General features: G+C 45.5%; 21 protein-coding genes. 18 read left to right on the top strand and 3 right to left on the bottom strand.

Going from position 1 to position 24,556, the window contains the following annotated elements; all coding sequences use genetic code 11:
• Positions 1–6 precede the first annotated feature (6 nt).
• From NST25_RS24100 to leuS, 4 genes are all read left to right on the top strand, one after another.
• The gene (locus tag NST25_RS24100) at positions 7–528 is read left to right on the top strand and encodes a PRC-barrel domain-containing protein (protein ID WP_036677560.1); all 522 of its coding nucleotides are present in this window, start codon (positions 7–9) and stop codon (positions 526–528) included.
• Positions 529–542: 14 nt separating this feature from the next.
• A complete protein-coding gene (locus NST25_RS24095) occupies positions 543–752 on the top strand; it encodes a hypothetical protein (protein ID WP_036677557.1) in 210 nt (69 codons plus the stop codon).
• A gap of 179 nt (positions 753–931) precedes the next feature.
• On the top strand, positions 932–1,999 hold the full coding sequence (locus NST25_RS24090) for an AI-2E family transporter (protein WP_036677553.1): 1,068 nt from the start codon (positions 932–934) through the stop codon (positions 1,997–1,999).
• A gap of 517 nt (positions 2,000–2,516) precedes the next feature.
• A complete protein-coding gene (gene leuS / locus NST25_RS24085) occupies positions 2,517–4,967 on the top strand; it encodes a leucine--tRNA ligase (protein ID WP_076129683.1) in 2,451 nt (816 codons plus the stop codon).
• 61 nt (positions 4,968–5,028) lie between these two features.
• Here the strand turns inward: leuS and comER are convergent, their stop codons facing one another.
• On the bottom strand, positions 5,029–5,880 hold the full coding sequence (gene comER, locus NST25_RS24080; protein WP_036677548.1) for a late competence protein ComER: 852 nt from the start codon (positions 5,878–5,880) through the stop codon (positions 5,029–5,031).
• A gap of 187 nt (positions 5,881–6,067) precedes the next feature.
• Here comER and NST25_RS24075 point away from each other — a divergent pair, with 187 nt between their 5' ends.
• The 7 genes from NST25_RS24075 (at position 6,068) to NST25_RS24045 (ending at position 15,858) form a co-directional block, all read left to right on the top strand.
• A complete protein-coding gene (locus NST25_RS24075; RefSeq protein ID WP_340392648.1) occupies positions 6,068–6,721 on the top strand; it encodes a ComEA family DNA-binding protein in 654 nt (217 codons plus the stop codon).
• A gap of 113 nt (positions 6,722–6,834) precedes the next feature.
• Positions 6,835–7,353 (top strand): dCMP deaminase family protein, encoded by a 519-nt coding sequence (locus tag NST25_RS24070; protein WP_076137388.1) that lies wholly within the window; start codon positions 6,835–6,837, stop codon positions 7,351–7,353.
• A gap of 114 nt (positions 7,354–7,467) precedes the next feature.
• Complete coding sequence (locus NST25_RS24065; protein ID WP_340392647.1) at positions 7,468–10,143, top strand: ComEC/Rec2 family competence protein; 2,676 nt, start codon at positions 7,468–7,470, stop codon at positions 10,141–10,143.
• A gap of 774 nt (positions 10,144–10,917) precedes the next feature.
• The gene (locus NST25_RS24060) at positions 10,918–12,981 is read left to right on the top strand and encodes a glycosyl hydrolase 115 family protein (RefSeq protein WP_340392646.1); all 2,064 of its coding nucleotides are present in this window, start codon (positions 10,918–10,920) and stop codon (positions 12,979–12,981) included.
• A 133-nt stretch (positions 12,982–13,114) separates the two neighbouring features.
• Entirely contained in the window at positions 13,115–13,654 is a 540-nt protein-coding gene (locus NST25_RS24055) for an RNA polymerase sigma factor (RefSeq protein WP_076129686.1), read from the top strand.
• A complete protein-coding gene (locus NST25_RS24050; RefSeq protein ID WP_076185491.1) occupies positions 13,651–14,769 on the top strand; it encodes a hypothetical protein in 1,119 nt (372 codons plus the stop codon). Before NST25_RS24055 ends, NST25_RS24050 begins: the two co-directional genes overlap by 4 nt.
• Positions 14,770–14,841: 72 nt before the next feature.
• Complete coding sequence (locus NST25_RS24045) at positions 14,842–15,858, top strand: LacI family DNA-binding transcriptional regulator (RefSeq protein WP_076179378.1); 1,017 nt, start codon at positions 14,842–14,844, stop codon at positions 15,856–15,858.
• Positions 15,859–16,368: 510 nt separating this feature from the next.
• On the opposite strand, the gene NST25_RS24040 is transcribed toward NST25_RS24045, so the two are convergent.
• Positions 16,369–17,319 (bottom strand): sugar kinase, encoded by a 951-nt coding sequence (locus NST25_RS24040; protein ID WP_076129690.1) that lies wholly within the window; start codon positions 17,317–17,319, stop codon positions 16,369–16,371.
• Positions 17,320–17,665: 346 nt separating this feature from the next.
• On the opposite strand from NST25_RS24040, the gene NST25_RS24035 reads away from it, so the two are divergent.
• From NST25_RS24035 to NST25_RS24010, 6 genes are all read left to right on the top strand, one after another.
• Positions 17,666–18,307, top strand: coding sequence for a bifunctional 2-keto-4-hydroxyglutarate aldolase/2-keto-3-deoxy-6-phosphogluconate aldolase (locus tag NST25_RS24035; protein WP_038572952.1), 642 nt, complete (start codon positions 17,666–17,668; stop codon positions 18,305–18,307).
• Between the two features lie 238 nt (positions 18,308–18,545).
• Positions 18,546–18,782 carry a hypothetical protein gene (locus tag NST25_RS24030; RefSeq protein WP_038572950.1) on the top strand — a complete coding sequence of 79 codons (237 nt, stop codon included), beginning with the start codon at positions 18,546–18,548 and terminating at the stop codon, positions 18,780–18,782.
• Positions 18,783–19,090: 308 nt separating this feature from the next.
• Positions 19,091–19,639 (top strand): sigma-70 family RNA polymerase sigma factor, encoded by a 549-nt coding sequence (locus tag NST25_RS24025; protein ID WP_036677530.1) that lies wholly within the window; start codon positions 19,091–19,093, stop codon positions 19,637–19,639.
• A complete protein-coding gene (locus NST25_RS24020; RefSeq protein WP_340392643.1) occupies positions 19,636–20,892 on the top strand; it encodes a zf-HC2 domain-containing protein in 1,257 nt (418 codons plus the stop codon). The genes NST25_RS24025 and NST25_RS24020 overlap by 4 nt, the downstream gene beginning before the upstream one ends.
• A gap of 276 nt (positions 20,893–21,168) precedes the next feature.
• Positions 21,169–22,188, top strand: coding sequence for a DNA polymerase III subunit delta (gene holA / locus NST25_RS24015; RefSeq protein WP_036677525.1), 1,020 nt, complete (start codon positions 21,169–21,171; stop codon positions 22,186–22,188).
• 37 nt (positions 22,189–22,225) lie between these two features.
• Entirely contained in the window at positions 22,226–22,714 is a 489-nt protein-coding gene (locus tag NST25_RS24010) for a hypothetical protein (protein WP_076185489.1), read from the top strand.
• Between the two features lie 149 nt (positions 22,715–22,863).
• On the opposite strand, the gene rpsT is transcribed toward NST25_RS24010, so the two are convergent.
• Positions 22,864–23,136: a 30S ribosomal protein S20 gene (rpsT, locus tag NST25_RS24005; protein WP_036677521.1), complete on the bottom strand. Its 273-nt coding sequence runs from the start codon at positions 23,134–23,136 to the stop codon at positions 22,864–22,866.
• 304 nt (positions 23,137–23,440) lie between these two features.
• On the opposite strand from rpsT, the gene gpr reads away from it, so the two are divergent.
• The gene (gene gpr / locus NST25_RS24000; RefSeq protein ID WP_036677518.1) at positions 23,441–24,442 is read left to right on the top strand and encodes a GPR endopeptidase; all 1,002 of its coding nucleotides are present in this window, start codon (positions 23,441–23,443) and stop codon (positions 24,440–24,442) included.
• Positions 24,443–24,556: the final 114 nt, after the last annotated feature.

Raw genomic sequence — 24,556 nt, 5'->3', positions numbered from 1 at the left:
GCAGTCATGAAACTTCAAGATCTGATCGGCTTGGCTGTATATGAAGTTGAAGAGGGTAACGCAATCGGCAAAATTGTCGATATTTTGCTCGATTCAAACTGGAATATTACGGGTATTGAACTGGAAAGCAAATCTTTTTTTGGTGGCCATGTGAAATTTGTGGCATGGGAAGATATTGTGGCCTACGGCGAGGATGCTGTCATGATTCGTAGTAAAGAGTCGATTGATAAGATAGATGCCGATCATATACCTTGTACTTTTCTACTTGGAAAGAACAAACTTAAGGATTTAAAAGTGCTAACTACAACTGGAACTATACTCGGACGAATATCTGATGTTTATTTTGACCAAAAGTTGGGAAACACAATAGGAGCGCTGGAAATTAGTGACGGGCTTGTCACTGATTTGATCGAAGGCCGCAAATGGCTGCCTTGTTCTGACGAGATGTCCATTGGTGAGAATGCATTAATGGTTCCTGCGATGAGCGAAGAACGGCTACAAAAAGCCATTAATATTGTTAACGGATAGGTGGAATGTATTATATGAAGTGTCCAAACTGCAACTCCAAAGATATCGGAAAGATCGGTTCCCACCAGTTTTATTGCTGGGGCTGTTTCATCGAATTGACGGTAAATGGCGAGAAAATGTCGGTTTATCAAGTTGAAGAAGACGGCACACTAAGCTCACTGGACGACCTGTTCTCCGGGGATGATATGACTCAGGATTTCCCGCAAATTCATGCGTCGTCTTGACTATGAATCTTGCTTTGTAAGCAAGACTGCTCTATGTACTTAAGCGTCAATTTCCTTTCAGCTGAAATCAGTTGTAAGGTTATTGACGCTTTTTTGTGTGTTTGATGGTTATTTTGCTGCGGCCATACATATACTTATTTACGAAGCTAGTCCAGGCTCTACCGCAGGAGGGTACTCTCATGGAACAATGGTCCCAAAGTAAATGGTTCCGCTGGATGATCGGAGTGCTGCTATCCCTGATCATTTTGTATTTTGTTTGGTTGCTTCGTCCGATGCTGCAGGGGATTTTTGTATTCTTAAAGGCAATCCTCGCTCCATTTCTGGCAGCTATGATTATTTCCTATGTGCTGAATCCGGTGGTTAGTATGCTGGCCGGACGGAAGATGCCGCGTAGCGTAGCTGTTCTACTTATATATGCAGTGTTTCTAACGGCGATTACCGTGATCGCCATCAACCTTATCCCGATGTTTATTGAGCAGCTTGAAGAGTTAAATGAACATCTGCCTGAGATCACACTGCAAGCCCAGGGGCTGATGAGCCATATGAATACAAGGCTAATACCGCCTGGGGTTGAAATGGGGATGAACAACTGGTTTTTTCAACTGGAGAATCGTCTGGCCGAAGGGATTTCTCATTTTCTCGATAACATAGGGACAACGATTAACTTGCTGTTCAATGCTTTTATCGTGCCGTTTCTGGTGTTCTATATTCTGAAGGATTTTGACGTATTTGAACGGACGGTGGTCTCTTGTCTGCCCCGCGCACGCCGCAAGTCTATTGTTACTTTGTTAAAAGATATTGATGCCGCGCTCGGCAATTACATTCGCGGACAATTTCTGGTCTGCATCATTATAGGTGTGCTCGCCTATATCGGCTATGCTATCGTCGGAATGCCTTATGCCTTACTGTTCGCCAGTGTGGTGGCAGTATTTAATATTGTTCCGTATATGGGTCCTTTTCTAGGGGCTGCACCTGCCATTGTGATGGCTTCGACCGTCTCTTTTCGATTAGTTCTACTGGTTGCTGTGGTAAACACTTTATGCCAAATTGTGGAGAGCAATATTATTTCTCCACAGGTAGTAGGCAGGACGCTACATTTGCATCCGCTGCTTATTATCTTTGCATTGCTGGTAGGTGGTGAGCTGGCAGGGATGATTGGACTGATCCTTGCTGTACCGTTCTTTGCAGCTGCAAAAGTCGTTATTCAACACTTTATGGCGTTTTTAATCAAACGAAAGCCTGTATAAAGGGATAATCATTGACTATTGACAACAGTTTTGTATATAATGTTGGGGAATATTACTGATGACTCAGTATATAGTTGTTCGATGATGAGGAGTATTAATTCTATACCGTTATTGCAGAGAGCCGGCACTAAGGTGCGAGTCGGTTAACGGAACAGAGTGAACTCACCTCGGAGTAACGGTGCAAGTTTACAGGATATCCATAAGAGATAATGGATGTCATGAATGAACCGCCGTCGCCTCACCCCCGCTAAAGGGTGCAAAGTGAGTGGCAGAATAAAGTATATTCAGCCGCTAACTAGGGTGGTACCACGGGAATTATAACCTCTCGTCCCTAGCGATAATACGCTAGGGATGGGAGGTTTTTTTGTAAATATAAGAGAGTATACGTTTCACGCAATACTTCATGTCTTATATTTCCCGCATAAATGCTTACCGACCTTATAAGGACACCGAGGGCGTATATGCTTGGTTAAGGAATAAGAAATCTAAGAAGTAACACTCCAAGGAGGAGCAGACAATGAGCGACAATCAAACAAATAGCATACCCGCTACTGGTTACCGGGCGCAGGCTATTGAGCCGAAATGGCAAAAGTTCTGGGATGAGAACAAAAGCTTTAAGACAGGAGAAGATCCTGAAAAACCCAATTTTTATGCACTGGATATGTTTCCGTATCCTTCAGGTGCAGGACTGCACGTAGGTCATCCAGAGGGTTACACAGCGACGGATATCGTTTCTCGATACAAACGGATGCGCGGTTTCAACGTATTGCATCCGATGGGCTGGGATGCTTTTGGACTTCCGGCTGAGCAGTATGCGATGGATACCGGCCAGCATCCACGTGATTTTACCGATAAGAACATCGATAATTTCCGTCGTCAGATCAAATCGCTGGGTTTCTCCTACGATTGGGACCGCGAGATCAGCACGACAGATCCGGATTATTATAAATGGACACAATGGATTTTTATCCAGTTGTATAACAAAGGCCTGGCTTATGTAGCAGAAGTACCTGTTAACTGGTGTGAGGCACTGGGTACGGTACTTGCCAACGAAGAGGTTATCGATGGTAAAAGTGAGCGCGGAGGTCACCCTGTCGTGCGCAAACCGATGCGTCAATGGATTCTGAGAATTACAGAGTACGCTGAGCGTTTGCTGGAGGATCTGGAAGAGCTGGATTGGTCCGAAAGCATCAAGGATATGCAGCGCAACTGGATCGGGAAATCAACAGGTGCAGAAGTGAACTTTAACATTGAAGGTCACGAAGCTAACCTGACCGTGTTTACTACACGTCCAGATACACTGTTCGGAGCAAGTTACTGCGTATTGGCACCAGAGCATGAGCTTGTTGATGTGATTACAACTGAAGCACAGCGTGCTGCTGTGGCAGAATATCGTGAAAAAGCTTCACGTAAGAGCGATCTGGAGCGTACGGATTTGGCGAAAGAGAAGAGTGGTGTCTTCACAGGCGCATATGCAATTAATCCTGTGAATGGTGCGAAGGCGCCAATCTGGATTGCAGATTATGTGCTTGCTGGTTACGGAACGGGAGCAATTATGGCAGTTCCGGGTCACGATACTCGCGACTGGGAATTTGCTAAACAATTCGGCCTGAATATCGTGGAAGTCGTTCAAGGTGGCAACGTTGAAGAAGAGGCTTATTCCGGAGATGGCCCGCATGTCAATTCTGATTTCCTGAATGGACTCAAGAATGAAGAAGCGATTGCGAAGATGATTGCTTGGTTGGAAGAGAAGGGCGTAGGTAAGGGCAAAGTAACCTATCGTCTGCGTGACTGGCTGTTCAGCCGTCAACGCTACTGGGGAGAGCCGATTCCAATTCTGCATTTGGAAGACGGCACAATGAAGACTGTTCCGGTGGATCAGCTGCCGCTGGTACTGCCAGATGTAGAGGCAATCAAACCTTCGGGTACAGGGGAATCTCCACTTGCGAATGTAACAGAGTGGGTGGAAACTATCGATCCTGAGACTGGCATGAAGGCTCGCCGCGAGACGAACACCATGCCGCAATGGGCGGGCAGCTGCTGGTATTACCTGCGTTATATTGATCCGAAAAACGATCAAGAGCTTTGCTCCCCTGAGAAGCAAAAAGCATGGCTTCCAGTAGATCTGTATATTGGTGGAGCAGAGCATGCCGTGCTTCACTTGCTCTATGCACGTTTCTGGCACAAGGTGCTTTATGATCTCGGCGTAGTTGAAACAAAAGAACCTTTCCATAAGCTGGTTAACCAAGGTATGATTCTTGGGAATAATAATGAAAAAATGAGCAAATCACGCGGAAATGTCATCAATCCTGATGAGATTGTGGAAGCATTTGGTGCAGATACGCTGCGTGTGTATGAAATGTTTATGGGCCCTCTGGAAGCAACCAAACCTTGGAATGAAAAGGGTGTAGAAGGAGTTCACCGTTTCTTGTCCCGTGTATGGCGCCTGTTCGTGAGTGAAGATGGTAAGCTGAGCACCAAAATCACAGCAGACGGTGGCACTGATGAGTTCAAACGCACTTGGCACAAGACCATTAAGAAGGTTACTGATGATTTCGAGCATCTGCGTTTCAATACCTCAATTAGCCAGTTGATGATTTTTATTAACGATGCTTATAAGCAAGAAACTTTGTCCCAAGAAGCTGCTGAACACTTCGTACAAATGTTGTCACCACTGGCGCCTCACATCGCTGAAGAGCTGTGGCAGCTGCTCGGTCACGAAGGAAGTATCAGCTACGTGGCTTGGCCAACGTATGATGAAGCATGGACGGTGGATGCTGAGGTTGAAATCGTTATTCAGGTAAATGGAAAAATCGTACAACGCGCATTGATCCCGCAGGATATGGGTCAAGAAGAGATGCAAGCTCATGCGTTGTCACTCCCGAATGTGAGTGCTGCAGTAGAAGGTAAAACCGTACGCAAGATCATTGCGGTTCCTGGCAAGCTTGTAAATATCGTAGTGGGTTAAGCGAAGAACGCAATATTGCCCGCAGCAACGGAGAACTCCGTGCTGCGGGTTTTATTGTTTTCTAACGGTCTACGGGACTTTGAATAATACCGTCATGCCCAAATAACGCATCCAGCTTGGTAACATCCTCATCGTATTTATCATGGGTAGTCATGATGAGACGTTCGAATACGCCCTCAAGGCTAATGCGAAGATGGTTCAGTGCCTCTGCGGTAATCCCACCACGGACAGCTACACGTTCTTGAAGCTCTTGCGGGGTGAATTCTCCTTCTGTTAGCAGCTTGCCTGTTCCAAGCAGCATTTCACCTGCAAGCCGGCTGATTAACGTCTCTTCAATCCCGGTAACTTCCACCGCAGCTTCAATCCAGCGTTCAATGAAATAGCTCAAGAACGCAGGTCCGCAGCTGGAGAAATCAGAAGCGATTCGGGTATGGGCCTCTTGAATTTCCAAAGGAACACCTATGAAAGACAACAGCTGCAGCAGCACGAGCCTGTCTTCTTTATTAAGCCTGCTGCCAAATATGCACAGTGATGTCCCACTTTTGACACAGTGTGTAATGCTGGGGATGATCTTGGCTATTTTGGACGGCAAAGCGGATTCCAGATGTTGCAATTGAACGGGACTTGTAATGGATACGACGATTTGATCGCTGCGGAGATAAGGGCCGATCTCATCTGTTAAGGTTTTGAATTCCAGCGGTTTTACACATAAAAAAACAATGTCACTTCCAGTCGCTGTTTCACTATTGCTTCCGCATAAGTTTATGCCGGGATGACGATCTTCTAGCTCCAGCAGTTTATTCAGACTGCGGTTGCTGGCGAGTACATCGCACGGATTCAGGGCTCCGGAAGAAAGAAAGGCGTCAATCAGCAGGCTGCCCATGCTGCCTGTTCCGATAAATCCAACTTTCACCTGTGGTTCCTCCTTTCTAGCGTTGCTTATTTACTAACTGACATGAATGCTCTTCGTTATATGTATGCAGGATAGACTTGGACAGATGACAGGTTTTGTATGAATTATTAAAGGAGTTTCCAGCCGCAGGAATGTATGAAGATTCACAAAAAGGCATAAGAAGAATTTTTGTGAGGAGGAAAGTAATATGAATAAAGGAAGTATCGTACTCGGAGTGGCTGCTGCTGTAATAGGAAGTGGGCTTTTATGGGCGGCAGGGAGCAAGGGCGATTCCGGGATTGCCGGGTGGGAGACTTTGAATATTGGTATGGAGCAAGCGGTTGGAATCGCTGAGTCTGGTGGCGCTCCAGCTGCTGGGGGCAGTGAGGGAGGTCATCAGACGAAGGGAAATAAGCAACATTTAGAGAAAGATGCAGGGCAGGTTGAAGCTACTGGGAATGCTGAAGACGGTGAGAAGGTTAAGGTGGCTGCGCAAGCAGAACAAGCTGTCCAAACTTCGGCAGCTGAAAAAGCTTCGACAGCCGCTGCGGGGGAGAGAGCAGAAGGAGCGGTCCAAACGCCAACGGCAGAAGGCCAAGCACCAGCAGGGGGCAAGGTACTTGCGGCTAAGGAGGCGACTGAGCTTTCCATATCAGCAGCTTCACAGGAAGGTAAAGTAAATGTGAATACTGCGGGTGTTAAGGAGCTGATGGATCTTCCGGGCATCGGAGAAAAGAAGGCTCAGGCAATTATGGATTACCGCAACCGAGAAGGGACCTTTCGCAGCCTGTCTGATCTGGGGAAGGTAAAGGGGATAGGACCTAAAATGCTGGAGAAGTTAAAAGCTTTAGTAATATTTTGAAGATAAATAAGAAATGAAGATCGTTGGAAGTGCCACAACCGTTGTCCTAGTGAAAACTTGCGGGGATGTGCTACAATAGTTAACAACTATTTAGAAGGATATGGAGATTGATTATGACTACTGCCTATCGTAAAGACTGGGATACTTATTTCATGGACATTGCCTGTATGGTCTCAACTCGTTCACGCTGCTCACGACGACATGTAGGTGCTGTACTGGTGCAAGGCAAGAAGCTGCTTGGTACCGCGTACAACGGGGCGCCAATGGGCGTACCTGATTGCTCAGAGGCAGGTTGTATGCTCTCGGAGCAATATGAGATGGAGATCGTGGATGGCGTAGAGACTATGGTGAAGAAACAGCGCTGCATTCGCACGATTCATGCCGAACAGAATCTTTTGCTATTCACAGACCGGATTGACCGGGAAGGCAGTACCGTCTACGTGACGGATGAGCCTTGCTGGACCTGTGCAAATATGCTGGCTAACAGCGGTATTGTGGAGATTGTGTATTATCGTCCTTACCGTAAGGATATGGAAAAGGTAGAAGCAATGATGGCTGCCAAAGGCATCGTATTTCGCCAATTGGAGAATTATGAGCCGCCAAGTGAAACGATGATTAAAGTAGCCGAGTAGCTGTATTGTACAACCCTAATTGAATAAGATGGCTTGAGGAAGAACCTCTCGTGCGCTTTTATGGCGTATGCAGAGGTTCTTTTTTTTATCTTGCGAAAGGAGGAGAATGGAGGCGTGAAGGAGAGACCCTTATTAAGTTTTACAGTGTGTTGGGTGGCTGGAAGTGCAGCAGCGTGTTTATTCTCAGGGATTAGCTTATGGTTGGCGTGGGCTGGATTACTATTTTTACTGGTTAGTATGAGAGTTTGGGTGAACATGAGCTGGAAGCAGCTGGCGGTATTTTGTTTGGCGATTATTTTATCCGCTGGATATTGGGAATGGAATGAAGGCCGTAATTTAAGTCACCTGCCTGAAGCGCTAGGGAGATTATTGTCGGAGTTGAATGAGACTGCCGTGGAGGCTAAGGGGACGATTGTTTCCGTTGTGGAACGGGACGGGGACCGGGTTGATTTCACGATGAAGCTCTCAGAGTTATCGTTGATTACTGAGGAAGATGCCGCTTCACCTGATCCGCGGGACGAACAAGATAAAAGAGTGCATGGGGAGTTAATTATGGTGCAGATCAAACTACTTGCCGAGCAAGAAATCGCTATTGCTGCGGAGTGGCGCAGAGGGGATCAGGTGTCGCTAAACGGTGTACTTGAAGAGCCAGCAACAGCGCGGAATTACGGAGGGTTTGATTATCGGGCCTATTTGCATACGCAGAAGATTCACTGGATTCTAAAGAGTCAAGGTGCAGAAAATGTGCAAGCAACTGCTCCAGATTCATGGAATCCGTTAATGATCTTACGCTGGAATGATAAAGCGCGGGCAATTCTTGGAGCGGAGACGGATCGGCTGTTTCAAGCGCGCCACTCTGGATATATGAAGGGTTTGGTGATTGGGATGCAGGATGATCTCGATCCGGATACCTTTAAGCAGTTCTCACAACTTGGTTTGACACATATCCTCGCCATTTCAGGTATGCATGTTGCGGTGTATGTTGGTGTTCTTTTATTTATATTCAGGCGCTTACGGATGACAAAAGAAACCACGCTAACAGTCACCTTAGTGCTCGTTCCTGTATACGTCCTGTTGACAGGTGCGGGTCCGTCTATCGTGCGTGCGGGATTAATGAGTATGATTGCATTGCTCGCTGCACGAGTTGGCATGCTGAAGGATGGACTGAATATTTTGGCTGCAGCGGCACTGGTTATGCTGATTTGGAATCCTTACATGCTGCTCAGTGTCAGTTTCCAGTTGTCGTTTCTGGTGACCTTAGGATTAATGGTCTACGTTCCGCTTATGGACCCTCTGCTGAGCGCACTGCCACGCTGGCTTAAAAGCGCCGTCTCTGTGACTCTAGTTGCCCAGTTGGTCTCATTTCCATTGACGATTTATTATTTTAATCAATTTTCTCTGCTGTCTTTAGTGGCTAATCTGGTTTTTGTGCCCTTTATTACTTTTATCGTATTGCCGTTAGGAACGCTTGCGCTACTGCTTGGACGATTGTGGGGAGATGCCGCGATTTTTTTGGCACATATTACGGAGCTGCTGAATAACGTTACTTTTTATGCGGTTGAATGGATTAATGGTTTTGCTGGTGGAGTTCTGATTTGGCGCTCGCCTTCACTGCTGTGGATCGGAGTGTATTATGTCTTATTGTATGGGCTGTTGTATGCTGCCAGGCTAAGAGTAGAAGCCCGCGCAACACCTCAGTATATGGAGGATGAGACGAGGCCGTTAGCTGAGATTGGTTTATCTGTGAACAAGCACGGCGGGTTTGGGGGAACGGGGAGCGCACAGTATTTTTTGGATGAACCTAAGATTGTACGTTGGAGCGGAGCGATTGTTCTACTATCTGCGGTTGGACTGGGCCTAATGCTGTACAAGGGTTATCAGTCAGAACGTCAGGCGGGTAAAGGGACGATTAGTTACCTGGATATCGGGCAAGGCGACAGTATCCTCATCACTACACCAAAAGGAGCTCATATTCTTGTAGATGGTGGAGGAACGTTAAATTTTGGGCAAAAAGAAGAATGGCGCATTCGCCGCAGCCCGTTCGAGGTAGGGGCTAAAGTGTTGGTGCCTTTGCTTAAAAAACGTGGGATCCACCGTCTGGACGCGATTATTTTGACTCATGGGGATCAGGATCATGCCGGGGGACTCCAAGCCGTTATGGAGGCAATTCCGGTTTCGGCACTGCTTTTTAATGGCACACTCGCTGACCGTGAATCTTATATGGAGATGATGCGGACTGCGCTGGAGAACAATGTTCAACTGTATGCCGTACATCAGGGAATGAGGCTTTCCCCGGATGATAAGACGGAGCTGTCCTTTTTATGGCCGGAAGAACAAGATAGAGAGGGAGCAGCGTCAGGTTCTTCTATGCTGAATAGCATCCCACTGTTGGAGGATCAGAACCACGATTCTGTAGTTTTTCGTCTAGAGATGAACGGAAGAAATTTTCTATTTACCGGAGATATGGATCTGGAAGCCGAGGAGGAGATTGTGCAGCAAGCCCTGCAAAAGGGCATTAACGCAGGACCTGCCATTGACGTTTTAAAAGTAGCTCACCATGGGAGCAAAACTTCAACAGGCGAGTCTTGGCTGCAGTTTTGGCAACCAGCTGCTGCGGTGATTTCTGCGGGAGTAAATAATCTATATGGTCATCCGAAAGCTGAGGTATTGGAACGTTTGGAAGTTAATCAAGCTGCTGTTTTTAGAACGGATCGGCAAGGGGAGATCCAGATGCGTGTGCGGGCCGACGGGATTATTGTGCGTCATAAGTTGGCGGAGGGAGCGGATTAGGGAGGTAGTCGAGTAATGTGATTTAGTGCTGGTGGTGTATGTTAATTTTCGCAGACTCTATAAAGTCCCTTTAAAGCTCCTTTAAAGCTCCTTTCGTGGTCTTTTACACCACTATAAAACTAAAACCTTGTTTAGTTGCACTTTGTGCAATAGATCGCACCTTAAAGTAGCTGGATCTTCATTTAGTTGCACTTTGTACACTTAAAATCTGGAAAAACGCCTATTTTTCTAATTTTGAGCAGAAATAGTTGCATGAAGTGCAACTAAATCACTTTATGAGCTGGAAAGATCTTTTTTAGTTGCACAAAGTGCAACTAAACGCTCCATATGAACATATCAAAGCACCTCAGTTACATATTATCGTTGTAGCGATACTAACTTTCACATAAGTTCCTGTTACTTGCTGATGATCCCAGTCCATTTGTTCTAGCACCAGCTGCTCTAATACTGTAACTGTTGTCCTTTCTAGCACCTGCTGCTCTAACGCAGTAACTCCTTTCCCTATCTAGTGGCTGGTGCTCTAATGCAGTAATTGCTGTCTCTCTCTAGTATCTGTTGTCCTCACTAGCACCAGCTGCTCTAATCAAGTAGCTCCAGGAACCGCTGTCCTCCTCCAGTAATTATTACGTACGCATGCACAATCTATGTAAACGCTTTATAATAGAGATGAAAGATTCTGGTAAACTCTATGCTTACTTAAACTATGTTGCAAAGTGCGGTGGTGAGAAGCTTGTGTCCTCCGTGTTTTGTAGCGAATTAGGAGATGAAGCGATAGTGAATACATATGCAGAATTTAGAGTCACAGCGGAAAGTGTATATGATGTTCAAGTAGAACGCAGTAATCCAATTGGACACGCTTGGCGGATGATCGCCATGGATCATGAGCAGGTGTTCGGAAAAGCTCCGGTACAAGGAGCAGCAGCTACTGTAATTATTCGTTATGCGACAGAGGATGATGGCTGTCCGGAATGGGCGGAGGGTTTTTGTTTGCGTTTTACAGGTAGCGAAGAGGATCGGAGCCTGCATATTATCGGCCGCGATGAATTGGGCATTATTTATGGGATGCTTCATTATAGCTGCCACGTGCTTGGTGTCGATCCCTTCTGGTTCTGGGCGGAGCTTCCTCCTGTTAAGAAAGATGCGATCAATCTACCTGTTTCTGATTACAACAGCATTCAGCCAAAGGTACGCTACCGAGGTTGGTTCGTGAATGATGAAGTGTGTCTTATCGGCTGGAAGGAGGATTATCCTCCGACGGCGGAGGTATGGGAGCCTGTTTTTGAAGCGCTGCTGCGCTGTGGTGGAAATATGGTAATCCCGGGGACGGATTTGCCGAGAAACGGAATTCATCATCAGCTTGCGGTGGATATGGGACTGTGGATCACACATCATCATGCGGAACCGCTTGGCGCGCAAATGTTCCTGCGTGCTTTTCCGGGCAAGCAGGCCAGCTATGAAGAATATCCAGAATTGTTTGAACAGCTGTGGAGAGAAGCCATCGAGCGGCAAAAAGATGAAAAAACACTCTGGGTGCTTTCCTTCCGCGGACAGGGTGATAAACCTTTTTGGGAGAATGATCCCTCTTTTGATACTCCGGAGAAACGGGGCGATTTGATCTCATTTGTAGTTCGCAAGCAATACGATATGATCTGTGAATATGTGGACCAGCCTGTGTGCTGTATGGCGATGTACGGAGAAATTGCAGAGCTGTATAAACAAGGAAAGATCGAAGTGCCAGAAGGTGTTATTAAAATATGGGCGGATAACGGATACGGTAAAATGGTGTCGCGACGACATGGCCATCTGAATCTGCGCGTGCCTGCTCTACCCGAGGCAGGAGATCAAGGCAAAAACGGGGTATATTACCACGTCACCTTCCACGACTTGCAGGCCTCCAATCATCTAACACAATTCCCAACGGATCCGTCCTTTATAGTGGAGGAATTACAGGGGGCATTTGCGGCAGGGGCTAGTGAATATCTGCTAGTGAATTCAGGGAATATTTTGCCTCATCTCTATACATTAGATCTGACAGCAAAGTTGTGGATGGATGGAACAGCAGATGCTGATGAACAGCTTCAGACCTTCGTTAACCGTTTCTACACAGCGCAGCAGGGGCGAATTGCACAATTGTACAAAAGCTACTTCAAAAACACCATAGTATATGGTCCTAATGCTGACGACCGCGCAGGCGATGAATTCTATCATCATCCGGCAAGGCAGATTATAGGGCATTGGCTGCAAAATAAGACGGAGAGCGATGAGCGACTGCGCTGGGCCGCAGGGGATGTTCCTTTTGTAGAGCAGGTTCGATGGTTCAGGGATCGAGCTGAGCGAGTTGTACTAGTCTGGTATCTGCTGCGAAAGCAGTGCCAAGAGGTGATGGAACTTTTACCCGAAAAAGAGAGAAACAGGCTGCATGTTCAACTGCTAGTTCAAATTGAGCTGCATTGGAGCGGGTGCAGAGGGTTATCCTCTCTTTGCCAGGCGTATATGTGTTACCAAGAAGAGCGATTTCCAGAGGCGTTTATCGAAGCTTCTCATGCGGTTTGGGATTATAAGGAGGGCCAGCAGGCTCTTTTACGGGCAGAGATCGGCCAGTGGAAGCATTTTTATCGGGCTGATTGGTTGACCAATATTGCCAACACTATAGATCATGTAGAAACGGCCCGTAAATTTTTGCGGATTCAGGGGGATAGTCCGGATATGTTTCTATGGTATAAGGAATATTTGATGCCCGAGACCGAAAAACATATCTATCTGGAAAATACGCATCGTAATCCGTTACCGGACGATGAGCTTGCACGGCGGCTGGAGGAGAAATTCAGCTCTCTTTAAAAAATATCCACACATCACTAGTGAACGCTTAAACGTTCATCGGTGGTGTTTTTTTATGAATGACCTATTTTTTATTTTACAGGGAACTTTTTCAAGTTTGAAAAGTCTTATTAGGCAAGGGGTGAGGCGAAACATGCTAAGCGAAGATATACCATATACAGCAGCGTACGCGCCCGCAATGAGTTTGCGGGAAATGATGGAGGCGTATGGCTCGGATGTGTGGAATTATGCTTTTTTCTTAACTAGAAGTCGAGAGCAGGCAAATGATATCAGCCAAGAAGTGTTTTTGAAGGCGTACAAGAATGTTGGAAAATACCGGGGGCAATCTTCGATGAAAACCTGGCTGCTTACGATTACCAGAAATACGGCCTTCAGTTGGAGCAAAAATAGCTTTTGGCGCAGATTCATAGCTTTGGGTGATCAACCTACTGCTGTTAATGCACCTTCTGCGGAAAAAGAAGCCCTTGGCAATCAGTATGCGAACCGGATCTGGGAAATTATTATGACCCTTCCAGAGAAGAACAGAGAGGTGCTTGTGCTAGATATTCAACATGGATTATCCATTGCCGAAATGTCAGATTTGCTGAATGTAGCACAAGGAACCGTGAAATCTCGGCTCGCGCGGGCGAGAGAAAAGGTTAAAGAGGCTATCCAGAAGGAGGAGAGGGAATGAAACGCAACACGGATGATAGTAATCCAGTGATGATCGGGCAGACGGATTGGTATGCGCAAGCAGGCAAAAATCCTTTCATTGAAGATGGTTTTACGCCTGAGTTAATGATGCGGATCGAACAGGCTGCTGCGAATAAAAGTTCAGCTTACAAACGTTATTGGATAAATAAAAATGTGGTGTTGACCAGTCTGGCTACGATTTTGTTGATAGGTGCGCTTACCTTCCCTATGGGCATATGGAAAAACACAGGGCCAATTCATTCGTCATCCGTTCAGTCACAAGGCGCAGGCATACTGCCTTCTTCTAGTCCTGCAACTAATGATAAAGCAATAGAGCCTCCGACAAGTCCAGTAGAATTTGAGATTAGCGGTAAGAAATACTACATGCCTTTGCCAATGAACAGAGATAAGAGTAAAGCGTATGCCGTTGAGACAACAGCGGGAATCCTTTGGTCGCCGCCACCCCCGATGGTGGACTACAAGAAGCCAAAGTACACACATCCTACAGAACCGTTCACTCTTTACCTGAGCTCGAAGGACCAGACGGAATTATCGGCTTCTTCAGCTACTAGGATTTATACTTTACCTCTTTATGCAGGAGGGGCAAGTACTTATCAATATTTGAGTGGATTTTTTGGAGCGGGCGATTACGCTCTGCTATTTACCTATACGAAGACTATAGGTTCAGGCATTATGGAGAATGGTAGATTTTTTATTCTAAATGTTAAAAAAGCAGCGACAGGAGAATCTGTGGTACCGAAAGAGCTTACGTCCTTTGATTGGGAGCTATTAGAATATAAGTCAATAATCGCAGTGGATAAGGAGCATGACCAGATCGTATTTAGTTACCTAGAATACCCGGTAGATAAGACATACCAAGATAAAACAGTGCTTTATGATATGGAGACCTTAAGCATTCAAACACCTGCATCGACCATTGGATTTAGAGACATTAATGGACAATCGTTAACCATGGAATATGAGATGAATGGGGAACTTTGTAAAGCGGATATTCTTACGAAAGGTGGACCAGGGTGGATAGATGAAGATTGGGCATTTTTATCAGAAGAGCGACAAAATGAGCTGTATCAGGAATTTTACAGTCAGACTCCCTAGTAGATAATTCACTAAATAAAAGCTATACTTTTTGATAAAGTATTTTCTTTTGAGAAGAGTGGAGCCGAAGCGATGAAGAAGTTAACGATTGATGATGTGGCTCAAAAAGCGGGAGTTTCGAAAAGTACGGTCTCCCAATTTTTGAACAAACGTTTTAAATATATGAGCGAAGCGACGAAAAACCGGATTGAGGCCGTAATTGAGGAGCTTAATTATCAGCCAAATGGTCTGGCGCGCAGTCTGAAGCAGAACCGGACGCATATGGTCGGGATCATCGTAGCTAATATTGACTACACGCTGTCAATCCAATGTATCCGGGCGATTGAGAATGAGCTGCAGCATCACGGAATCCAAGTGATCATATGCAACGCAGATGAGAATGCGGAGAAAGAAAGCAAATATGTAGAAACCTTAATCGCTCGTCAGGTGGATGGGCTGATTATTTTTCCTACAGGGAATAACCCGTCTGCCTATAGCAAGCTGGTAGAGGCTGATTTCCCGCTAGTCTTTATGGATCGTCTAGTAGATGGAATCACCACGCAGAGTCTATTGCTGGATAATGAAATGGCGGCAAAGATAGGCGTAGGGCAGCTAATTCAGCAAGGCCATGAGCGGATTGCTCTGGTGTCCCTCCCAATTGGGGAGCATGCGATTACTCCTCGCAAAGAGCGGATTAGTGGCTACAAAAAAGCGATGGAAGAAGCGGGCATAACGCTGCGTGAGGAGTATATTTGCAGTGTATCCAAAGAGGAATTAGCTTCGGGGCTGGAACACTTATTAGCACTGCCGGAGCCGCCAACTGCACTGCTGGCTACGAACGACATCACACTAGCGGAAATTCTGAAATATGCGAATCGAAATGCCATCTCTATTCCAGAACAGTTGTCGGTCATCGGGATAGATGATGCGGAATTCGCGCAAATTTATAATCCGGTCATTACGACAATCCGTCAGCCTGCTTACGAGATGGGGATGCAGGCTGCCAAGATTATACTCTCTTGTATCGAGGATAAGGGAGCTTCTGTTCCAATTACATACCGTTTCCCGCCGACCTTGCAGCAAGGGCAGTCGGTGAAGTCTTACAAATAAGTTTGAACTATAAAAAGGGGAGTGCCCAGCAGCTATTTCTTAGCTTGCTGGGCACTCCCCTTTTATTGGACCTAACTTTATCTAAACACTAAACTTGGGTTTGATTGGTAATATTTTCGCGTAAGAAGTCGCTATCGGACTCAGCTGACCTTATATGCAGTATAATCCCATATTTGGAGTACTATCGGACCCCATCGCAGCTATCGGTATGGAAAACATGCTAAATGCCCTTTTTCATAAGGAATAGTGTCACTGGAGTCCGAAACTACGCCGCAAAGGTAAAAAAATTGCAAATAGCGTCTTTTGGGTCCGAAAGCCCTGAGGTAAGTGATTACACTGCTGAAGTATAGCAATAGCAATAGCAATAGCAAAAGCTTAGCATAGCAAAGCCAAAGCCAAAGCCAAAGCCAAAGGCATAGCATAGCCATAGCAGCCAATTAGCGACCCAAAAAGCAGAGCAGCGCTCCCCCAATAACAGGAGAATCGCTGCTCTGTGTCTTTTTGCAATTATTAGACTTCTTGTTGCATAAACTTCGCAAGTTCCTCACGGGTGGGAAGTCCGTCCATATCGCCTGGCGACATGACGGCTAACGCACCGATCGCATTGCCGCGTTTGACGGCCTCAGCAATCGGAAGCTTTTCCAGCATCGCACTGATTACGCCAACCGCAAATCCATCACCTGCACCCACCGTATCAACAACCTGCTCCACCTTGAATCCGTCCACGTAACCTTCCCCAGCAGAGGATTTATAGTAAGCGCCTTCAGGGCCAAGCTTGATGACGACTAAGCTTACGCCACGCTCCAGGTAATAGTCTGCAATCTCTTCGGGTGTGCTCAGTCCGGTAAGGATTTTACCTTCACCGAGTCCCGGCAGGAACCAGTCGCAGCGTGTAGCCAGATCATTGATGGTACTCACCATTGTTTCTGTATCCGGCCATAAGCTGGGACGCAGATTAGGATCCAGAGAGATCGTCTTTCCTTTACTCTTCATAAATTCCATAGCGTGAATAGAAAATTCAAGACAGCTCTTGGACAAAGCAGCGGAGATACTTGTAACATGCAGATGTCCTGCGGAATTGAAGTAGGCCTCGTCGAAATCCTCCAGACTAAGCGTGGAGGCCGCGGAGTTTTTGCGGAAGTATTCGACCTTTGGATCGCCGGTAACCACTTTCGATTTGATAAGCATGCCTGTTGAATACTCTTTAGTAAAAGTAATATTGTCCGTATTAATGTTCTCGTTCTTCATCGCCTGAGCAATGAATGTGCCAAAGTTATCTTCGCCAAGCTTCGTAACATAACCTGTAGGATGATTCAATCGCGACAAGCCTGTAGCCACGTTGCTTTCTGCACCTGCTAATGCTTTGGAGAACGAAAATACTTCATGCAGAGGACCGGCCTCATTCGCATAAAACATCGCCATCGGCTCCCCGAAAGTGACGGCATCCAGCTGTTTACTCATTTTTAGTTCCTCCTAGGGTAATGATTTTATCCCAGTATAATGATTTGTAATTTGAAATTATCACATAAATCGGTTTTGTACAATAAAAGAATGATTGTTAACCAAAAAACTTTTTTCGTAAAAAGAAAATAATGTTTCCATAAACCCTTGTTTTATAAAGGTTTTTCTTAGGTTTTATTACTTATTTCCACCTGATGTAATAAAAATGTATTGACTGTTAATCGTATTGTTATTACTATTTCCTTATAGAACAAAACGCAATAATTAGTAAATTTAATAAAAAAGTTTATCTAAAAAAGTATTTCCTGTTTATCTATGATCGTACCAAGAGAAAGGGAGTCTACTGATGAAGAAAATGAAAGTATTGCAGAATGTGGCATCCGTCGGGGTTGTAGCGGTTATTCGAGCAGATAGTGCTGAGGAAGCTTTTAAGATGTCCGTTGCTTGTATAGAAGGCGGTCTAAATAATATTGAGGTAACTTTTACTACACCAGACGCGGATGTGGCGATTAAGAGATTGGTTGCTGAGTACGGAAGTCGTGCGGTGATTGGCGCCGGAACTGTCTTGGACCCCTTAACAGCTAGAATAGCCATTCTTGCAGGTTCAGAGTTTGTCGTTAGTCCCTCCTTTGAAGTGGAGACAGCTAAGATGTGTAATCTTTACGGCATTCCCTATATGCCTGGTTGCATGACATTAAATGAAATGAAGGAAGCGCTGAAGTACGGCGTGGATGTGCTTAAATTGTTCCCTGGCAGTGCTTTCGGTCCGGATTATGTAAAAGCGGTTAAAGGTCCTATGCCACATGTAAATATTATGCCGACCGGTGGCGTGGATTTGAACAATATGGAGAAGTGGATTGCAAACGGCTGCATGGCTGTGGGCATTGGGGGGAATTTGACTGCACCGGCGAAGAATGGCCGATATGATCAGATTACCGATCTTGCTGCCCAATATGTGGCGAAGTTTAAAGAGATAAAAGGGATTTAATGTATAGTTCGAACGGAGATTGAAATCCAGATTCGCGTTTTTATTTATAGGCTGTGTGGCTGACAGACGTTGGCCATGCAGCCTTTTTATGTTGATTTTCTTTGAGCTGTCCATATTCCTTTTATTCTATGCTTTTTAGAAAGTATAGAATCGGGATAAAGATAATAAACTATATAATAGAAGAGTAGTGATACATGGACTGAACGTCAGGATTTATTATCCAGCCGGGAGTGAGTATATGCCTGCTTATAATGATAAAAAGCTGTATCAAGCAGCGGATGAAGATGATGCTGAGTACGTAGAAATTGAGTCGGCATTCCATGGTTGTAAGGTGACGGAAGGGCAGATCTACAGATTAGAGCGCAATTACAATAACCCTCAATTATTTGAGAATGGAGAAGCCTATGTGGTGGATGATGAGACTAGGGAAAACTACGCGGTCTTCATGCTCTGCAAAATTGCGCTCTATAAATAGAGTTTCTTGCTCGATACCGGAGGGTAATATTTAAGACAGACGGCTTCATTTCCGACAAGGGGATAGGCCGTTTCTTTTGATGTCATTTTTGTTACTAAGATAGTGAAAAAGAGTATTTGAATGATTGTTGTTTCCCCTGTATGCTTAGTAGGAATTATTGGCTGTGCAATGCGGGATAGCGCGTTGTAACGGCTGGCTTAACATGACGTTCTAAGAAAAGTTTGGTATTCTAAAAATATTAATTACACGGTTGCAACAAATTCGCAGTCTTGCGCGTCAGTAAGATTGCATAGAGAGGGGGAACCTTCGTGGTGGAGCAGGGACTCATCAGAGCCGCTCAAGCGGGCGATCGCGACGCTCTAATCACCCTATTGCGAGAAATTGAAGGACATGTATATAAAACGGCCTTCTACATTTTGCATAATGAACAAGATGCGCTAGATGCATCTCAGGAAGCCTTGATCCGGGTTTATACAAAAATCGGCTCATATGAGGAGAAGGCCCAGTTCAAAACGTGGGTTCAGCGAATCGTCACTAACATTTGCATTGATAAATTCAGAAGAACTAAACCTACAGTTTCTATTGATGAACATGAAATGGTGTTTCAGGATAAACACAATGTGGAACGTGAGGTTCTATCCTCTTATTTAGCTGAGGATATACGCGAAGCGATTGATCAATTGCCCGAGCATCATCGGACAGTCATCGTCCTGCGCTATTTACAGGATTTTTCTTACAACGAGATTGCAGATTGTCTGGATTTGCCCTTGAATACAGTGAAATCGTACTTATTTCGGGCTAGACAGCAACTGCAGAATAGACTTCAGGAGTACCAGAAAGGTGGTGTATCGGGATGAAATGCGCGGAGGTGATGGAATGGATGCACCGCTATTTAGACAAAGATTTGAGTCAAGATGAGATTGTTGAGATGTTCCGTCATATCGATAATTGTCCTTCCTGCGCGGAAGTCTTTGAGCGCCTGACACTTCTCTCCAATGAATTGGAGCAGTTGCCAGACGTGAAACCCCCGTTTAGTCTGGTTGACTCTATTTTACCTCAGCTTGCAGAATTGGATCGAAGCAGTCGTGAACAAAGTGCTGTGAGATCTGAGGAGCTGGTTGTTGTTCCATTTTCACGTGAAAGCTCCCGCGGTAAACCTTCCAAGGGAACCTCTATAGCAACACGGACAGGCATTGGAGCTATTGCAGCTGCCGTTCTATTAGGGATCGCAATATTTAATATGCCCGATAAAATGCCTGGGGCAGAAGTAGAACAAAGGATGCAGGATAGTGCTAAAACAGCCAGCGATGATACTAAGGATACAGCAATGGAATCACAAGCTTCTATTACTGCTAACTCTGATGGAGCTTCACCTGCGGCTGGTGGAGAGAACGAGGGCGCTGCCCAGTATAAGACGGATGCAACAGAGATGAACGAAGATAACGCCGCTTTAGATAGAGCGACGGGACCAGTGGACCCTACCTCGATGCCAAGTGCACCGGCGGATGCAGCTGATGCGGGAGCTGGAGCTGGAGGGCGGTCGATCACCGAACCGCCTCAAAGCGCAGATCCTAAGCCTACAGAGAAAATTGTTTCGCCAAAGCAGGATGTCGCCACGAAATCTCAAAATTCAGATTCTAGTAATGCCAGTAGCAATCAGCTAAAGGTGGATAATAAGGAGCAAACTGCTGATATGAATTCAGACAGCGCAGCTGATTCTGCTCCGCTGATGGAGGATTCTTTAAAGATTCCTTATGACTATGGACGGGAAGTTATGAGCTTAAGCAGTTCTGATGAATCTAATGTGCAGACCTGGACTTCCCCTGATGGTCAGTATGCTATAGAATTTGTTGGGCTGCAGCTTGTGATTTATAAGAAGTCGCCAGCGGGCTCAACGGAAGAACGGTTAGCCGTAAACTCTTATCCGCTGGAAGGAAATTGGATTTCTGGTGAATGGTCTGCGGACAGCTCGAAGTTTACGTACGTGACTGAAAAAGATGGTGTGAATGTAACCAAGGTGTACACTGTACAGGAAGCAGTTTCTTCAAGTCCGGCTGCATCCCCTGGGGCGACACCAACGAACACTCCAACCTCATCTTCAACAAATTAAAGTGGGGTTGGAACTTTTTTCGAAGTTTCTGAATATACTATATCAACAGGACAGGAACTAGAAAGTATAGGTTTTGCAGAACATCGGTATGACCGCCGGATGCGGAGTTTCTAGAGCTTCGCACTCCGTCGTTTATATAGATGCGCCGCTTAAACGGAGAGGCTTTGGCCATGGCTGCCAGAGTTTCTCCGTTTTTGCATGCATTTTTGTAGTTTTTTTTGCTACAATAGAACTCTGGACAAAATGGGCTAGATGAATGGAAAAGGAAGTGGCGGGATGGATGCCAAAACGGCGATAAAAGAAATCAAACAAGGGAAGATCTCACCGTTATATGTTTTATATGGCAGTGAGAAATTTCGAATGAATGAATTCACGGCACTGCTGGAAGAACAGCTGATTGCTAAAGAGGATCGTGATTTCGCAGTTATTCCCTTTGATCTCTCTGAGACGCCGGTGCAGGCTGTGGTAGAAGAAGCGGAGACTGTGCCATTTATGGTAGAACGTAAATTATTGCTGGTGCGGGATGCCTCGTTATTTACAGCGGGCAAAGAAAATGCCAAACTGGAGCATCGTATAGATCTTTTAAGTGACTATTTGCAGCATCCTGTAGACTTCAGTGTAATCGTCTTTATGGTGAATAATGATAAGCTGGATGAGCGTAAAAAAATTGTGAAGACTGTCAAATCAGTGGGCACAGTATTAGCCTTTAATCCACTGGGAGCAGAAGAGCTGCTGCGCTGGGTGGAAAAAGGAATTCGTGAGCGGGGTTGTGTAATGGCACCTGGCACGGCAGAAATTCTTATAACTAATGCAGGCACAGGCTTGCAAGGTTTATCTGCAGAGATGGACAAGCTTTGTTTATTCGCTGGTAAGGGCGGCACTGTGGATGCGGGGGCCGTAGAGAGTCTGGTACACCGTGGAACAGAACAAAATGTGTTTACGCTTGTTGAGGATATCGCTAATCTGCGTCTTGATAAGGCGCTTGATACCTTATATGAGCTGCTGAAGCAGCGTGAGGAACCGATCAAGATCGCAGCGCTGGTTGCGCGGCAGTTCCGCATTATTTTGCAGGTTAAGGATTTATCAGCACATAGTTATTCGCAGGGACAGATTGCGTCACAGATCGGATTGCATCCATATGCGGTTAAGCTTGCTGGGGAGCAGGCCCATAAGTTCTCCAGTGAACGATTGCGGCAAATCTTAAGTGCATTGGCGGATCTGGATTATAAAATGAAAACAGGGGCTATAGACAAAGTGCTAGGGCTGGAGCTGTTCATGCTGCGTTTAGGTGTCTGAGCTAAGAAGGGGAAAAAGTATTGGAGATGATCTGACTATGAAAAGAATATTTCAATATTCGGCACTGCTGTTACTCGTTCTATTAATTAGTTCCTGTGGCAAAACGGATACTAATTCACCGTCAGATTCAGCTTCTGAGTCGCCTGCGAATACGAATACCTCTGCAGATGCACCTTCTTATTTTGGGGAATGGAGTGTACAAGGTCTAGTAGGTTCTACACCTGTCTCGGCAGCGGAGGATGAAAAGCTTATTGGAATGCGGGTAACTTATTCGCAAGAAAAGGCATCTTTTGATAAAGATGAAATTATGAACCCTGAATATAAGGAAGAGAACATAACAAAGGATGACTTTTTTAACGAATACAGAAATGAATTAAGCGACCTTGGCATCGAGACGGAATCGGTTATGACGGTATCTATAAATAATTGGACGAATCCCGGTAGCAGTTTTATTGTTAAAGACGATCAAACGATGATTTTTTTATGGGATGGTAACTATTATGAAATGAAAAAAGAGAATAAATAAATGAAAGAAGACCGCCTCTCTGAGGGGGTCTTCTTTCATTTAATAAACATCTCTTAAACACTACTTATTATTAATTAATAGACACAAAAAAACCTAACCGTATGAAGCATAGCGGTCAGGTTCTTCAATTGCTCATTATGAATGTCGTCTTAGGCTTGAGCCGTAAGAGCGTTCAATTTCTTCGCCAAGCGGGATTTTTTGCGGGCAGCCGCATTTTTATGAACCAGACCTTTACTTACGGCCTTGTCCAGCTTTTTGGAAGCAGCTAGGAAAGCAGCTTGAGCAGTTTCTACTTCCGTACCAGTCAGAGCTACATCAGCAGTTTTCACAGCTGTACGAAGCGCGGATTTTTGGGAAGCATTCAGTGCACGGCGTTTTTCGTTCGTGTTTACGCGTTTAACCGCGGATTTAATATTTGGCATTGCATTCACCTCCTGTAAGACATTCGAAATCATTATCAAATGATTCACAACTTAAAATAGTTTAGCATGACCGGTAGCAAAAAGCAATACTTAAAGCTTTCAAATTAAACCTCCGTATCCTGCATAAACATTGGCTTTCTCTCGCACACTATCGACAAAAGAGCATAGGCAGAAGCTTGCCAAATGAGGATGAACTCATGGAAGTGTATGCTTACAAAACTAAGCAGCTGCTTTCGAAGTGAGTTTTGTTCGAAGTAATTCATGGAAGTGTATGCTTACAAAACTTTTAGGAGGCTGGTACACAATGGAACCGGATCTGCAGCTATATTCTGTGCGCACCGATTTGGCATTAGAGGCAAAGGAAATGGCTCAAGGCCCACAACGAACGCCGATCCCTGGTGTGAACGAAGAAGTGGAAGAGTCTGATGGGATTAAAGTGACCCGTCTTGGTGTAGCTAATGCTGCCGGATCACAGGCAATAGGACGCGCAATTGGTAACTATGTAACCCTTGAGGTACCCGCTCTGCGTGGCGGAGATACAGGCTTGCAGCAAAAGGTGGCAGAAGTTTTTGCCCGCGAATTTGAGGACTTTTTGATCAGAATTGGGATTGGCAAGGATGCATCTGTGTTGATTGTTGGTCTTGGTAACTGGAATGTTACACCGGATTCACTGGGTCCGTTGGTGGTGGAGAACTCACTCATTACGCGGCAGTTCTATGAGCTGGTTCCGGATCAGATCTCCCCTGGTTATCGTAAGGTGAGCGCTATTGCTCCTGGAGTGCTTGGGCTGACTGGGATTGAGTCGAGTGAAGTCGTGCAGGGAATCGTGGATCGGACGAAACCTGAGCTTATTATTGCCATAGATGCGTTGGCATCCCGGTCACTGGAGCGTATCAATACGACGATTCAAATTGCCGACATTGGGATCCATCCCGGTTCGGGGATTGGCAACAAGCGACGTGGATTAACCCAAGAAATTCTGGGTGTTCCTTGTATCGCAATCGGAGTGCCCACTGTCTGCTATGCCTCAACTATTGTAAATAATGTGCTGGAGATGATGAAAAATCACTTCGGGCAAGGAGCAAACCATACGAAGGAAATCATGGGGATGCTGGACGATATCTCTGAGCAGGAACGCTTGTCATTAGTGAAGGAAGTGCTTGAACCTCTGGGGCACGATTTGATTGTCACTCCCAAGGAAATCGATGAATTTATTGAAGGGATCGCGAATATTGTGGCCAGTGGTCTGAATGCGGCTTTACATGATGCGGTTGATCCTGAGAATGTTGGCGCGTATACCCACTAACTGAATTATGGTTTGTTTAGCCCGGCGGGATGCTGAATTAAGGTATCCTGTACGGGCTTTATGTCTATTCTCTCATTTTCGGTTCTAGTATTGCTCTTGCGCTCATAGATTTGG

Origin of the sequence: Paenibacillus sp. FSL E2-0190, assembly GCF_037992965.1 — a bacterium.
GTDB classification, from domain to species: Bacteria; Bacillota; Bacilli; order Paenibacillales; family Paenibacillaceae; genus Paenibacillus_AQ; species Paenibacillus_AQ odorifer.
The sequence above is the reverse complement of the archived record's forward strand: the minus strand, read 5'-3'. Positions and strand labels throughout refer to the sequence as shown.

What these genes read in the sequence shown, in the direction of transcription:
- NST25_RS24100 (WP_036677560.1), top strand. Translation starts at nt 7, where the DNA reads ATGAAACTTCAAGATCTGATCGGCTTGGCTGTATATGAAGTTGAAGAG.
- NST25_RS24095 (WP_036677557.1), top strand. Translation starts at nt 543, where the DNA reads ATGAAGTGTCCAAACTGCAACTCCAAAGATATCGGAAAGATCGGTTCC.
- NST25_RS24090 (WP_036677553.1), top strand. Translation starts at nt 932, where the DNA reads ATGGAACAATGGTCCCAAAGTAAATGGTTCCGCTGGATGATCGGAGTG.
- leuS (WP_076129683.1), top strand. Translation starts at nt 2,517, where the DNA reads ATGAGCGACAATCAAACAAATAGCATACCCGCTACTGGTTACCGGGCG.
- NST25_RS24075 (WP_340392648.1), top strand. Translation starts at nt 6,068, where the DNA reads ATGAATAAAGGAAGTATCGTACTCGGAGTGGCTGCTGCTGTAATAGGA.
- NST25_RS24070 (WP_076137388.1), top strand. Translation starts at nt 6,835, where the DNA reads ATGACTACTGCCTATCGTAAAGACTGGGATACTTATTTCATGGACATT.
- NST25_RS24055 (WP_076129686.1), top strand. Translation starts at nt 13,115, where the DNA reads ATGCTAAGCGAAGATATACCATATACAGCAGCGTACGCGCCCGCAATG.
- NST25_RS24050 (WP_076185491.1), top strand. Translation starts at nt 13,651, where the DNA reads ATGAAACGCAACACGGATGATAGTAATCCAGTGATGATCGGGCAGACG.
- NST25_RS24045 (WP_076179378.1), top strand. Translation starts at nt 14,842, where the DNA reads ATGAAGAAGTTAACGATTGATGATGTGGCTCAAAAAGCGGGAGTTTCG.
- NST25_RS24040 (WP_076129690.1), bottom strand. Translation starts at nt 17,319, where the DNA reads ATGAGTAAACAGCTGGATGCCGTCACTTTCGGGGAGCCGATGGCGATG.
- NST25_RS24035 (WP_038572952.1), top strand. Translation starts at nt 17,666, where the DNA reads ATGAAGAAAATGAAAGTATTGCAGAATGTGGCATCCGTCGGGGTTGTA.
- NST25_RS24030 (WP_038572950.1), top strand. Translation starts at nt 18,546, where the DNA reads ATGCCTGCTTATAATGATAAAAAGCTGTATCAAGCAGCGGATGAAGAT.
- NST25_RS24020 (WP_340392643.1), top strand. Translation starts at nt 19,636, where the DNA reads ATGAAATGCGCGGAGGTGATGGAATGGATGCACCGCTATTTAGACAAA.
- holA (WP_036677525.1), top strand. Translation starts at nt 21,169, where the DNA reads ATGGATGCCAAAACGGCGATAAAAGAAATCAAACAAGGGAAGATCTCA.
- NST25_RS24010 (WP_076185489.1), top strand. Translation starts at nt 22,226, where the DNA reads ATGAAAAGAATATTTCAATATTCGGCACTGCTGTTACTCGTTCTATTA.
- rpsT (WP_036677521.1), bottom strand. Translation starts at nt 23,136, where the DNA reads ATGCCAAATATTAAATCCGCGGTTAAACGCGTAAACACGAACGAAAAA.
- gpr (WP_036677518.1), top strand. Translation starts at nt 23,441, where the DNA reads ATGGAACCGGATCTGCAGCTATATTCTGTGCGCACCGATTTGGCATTA.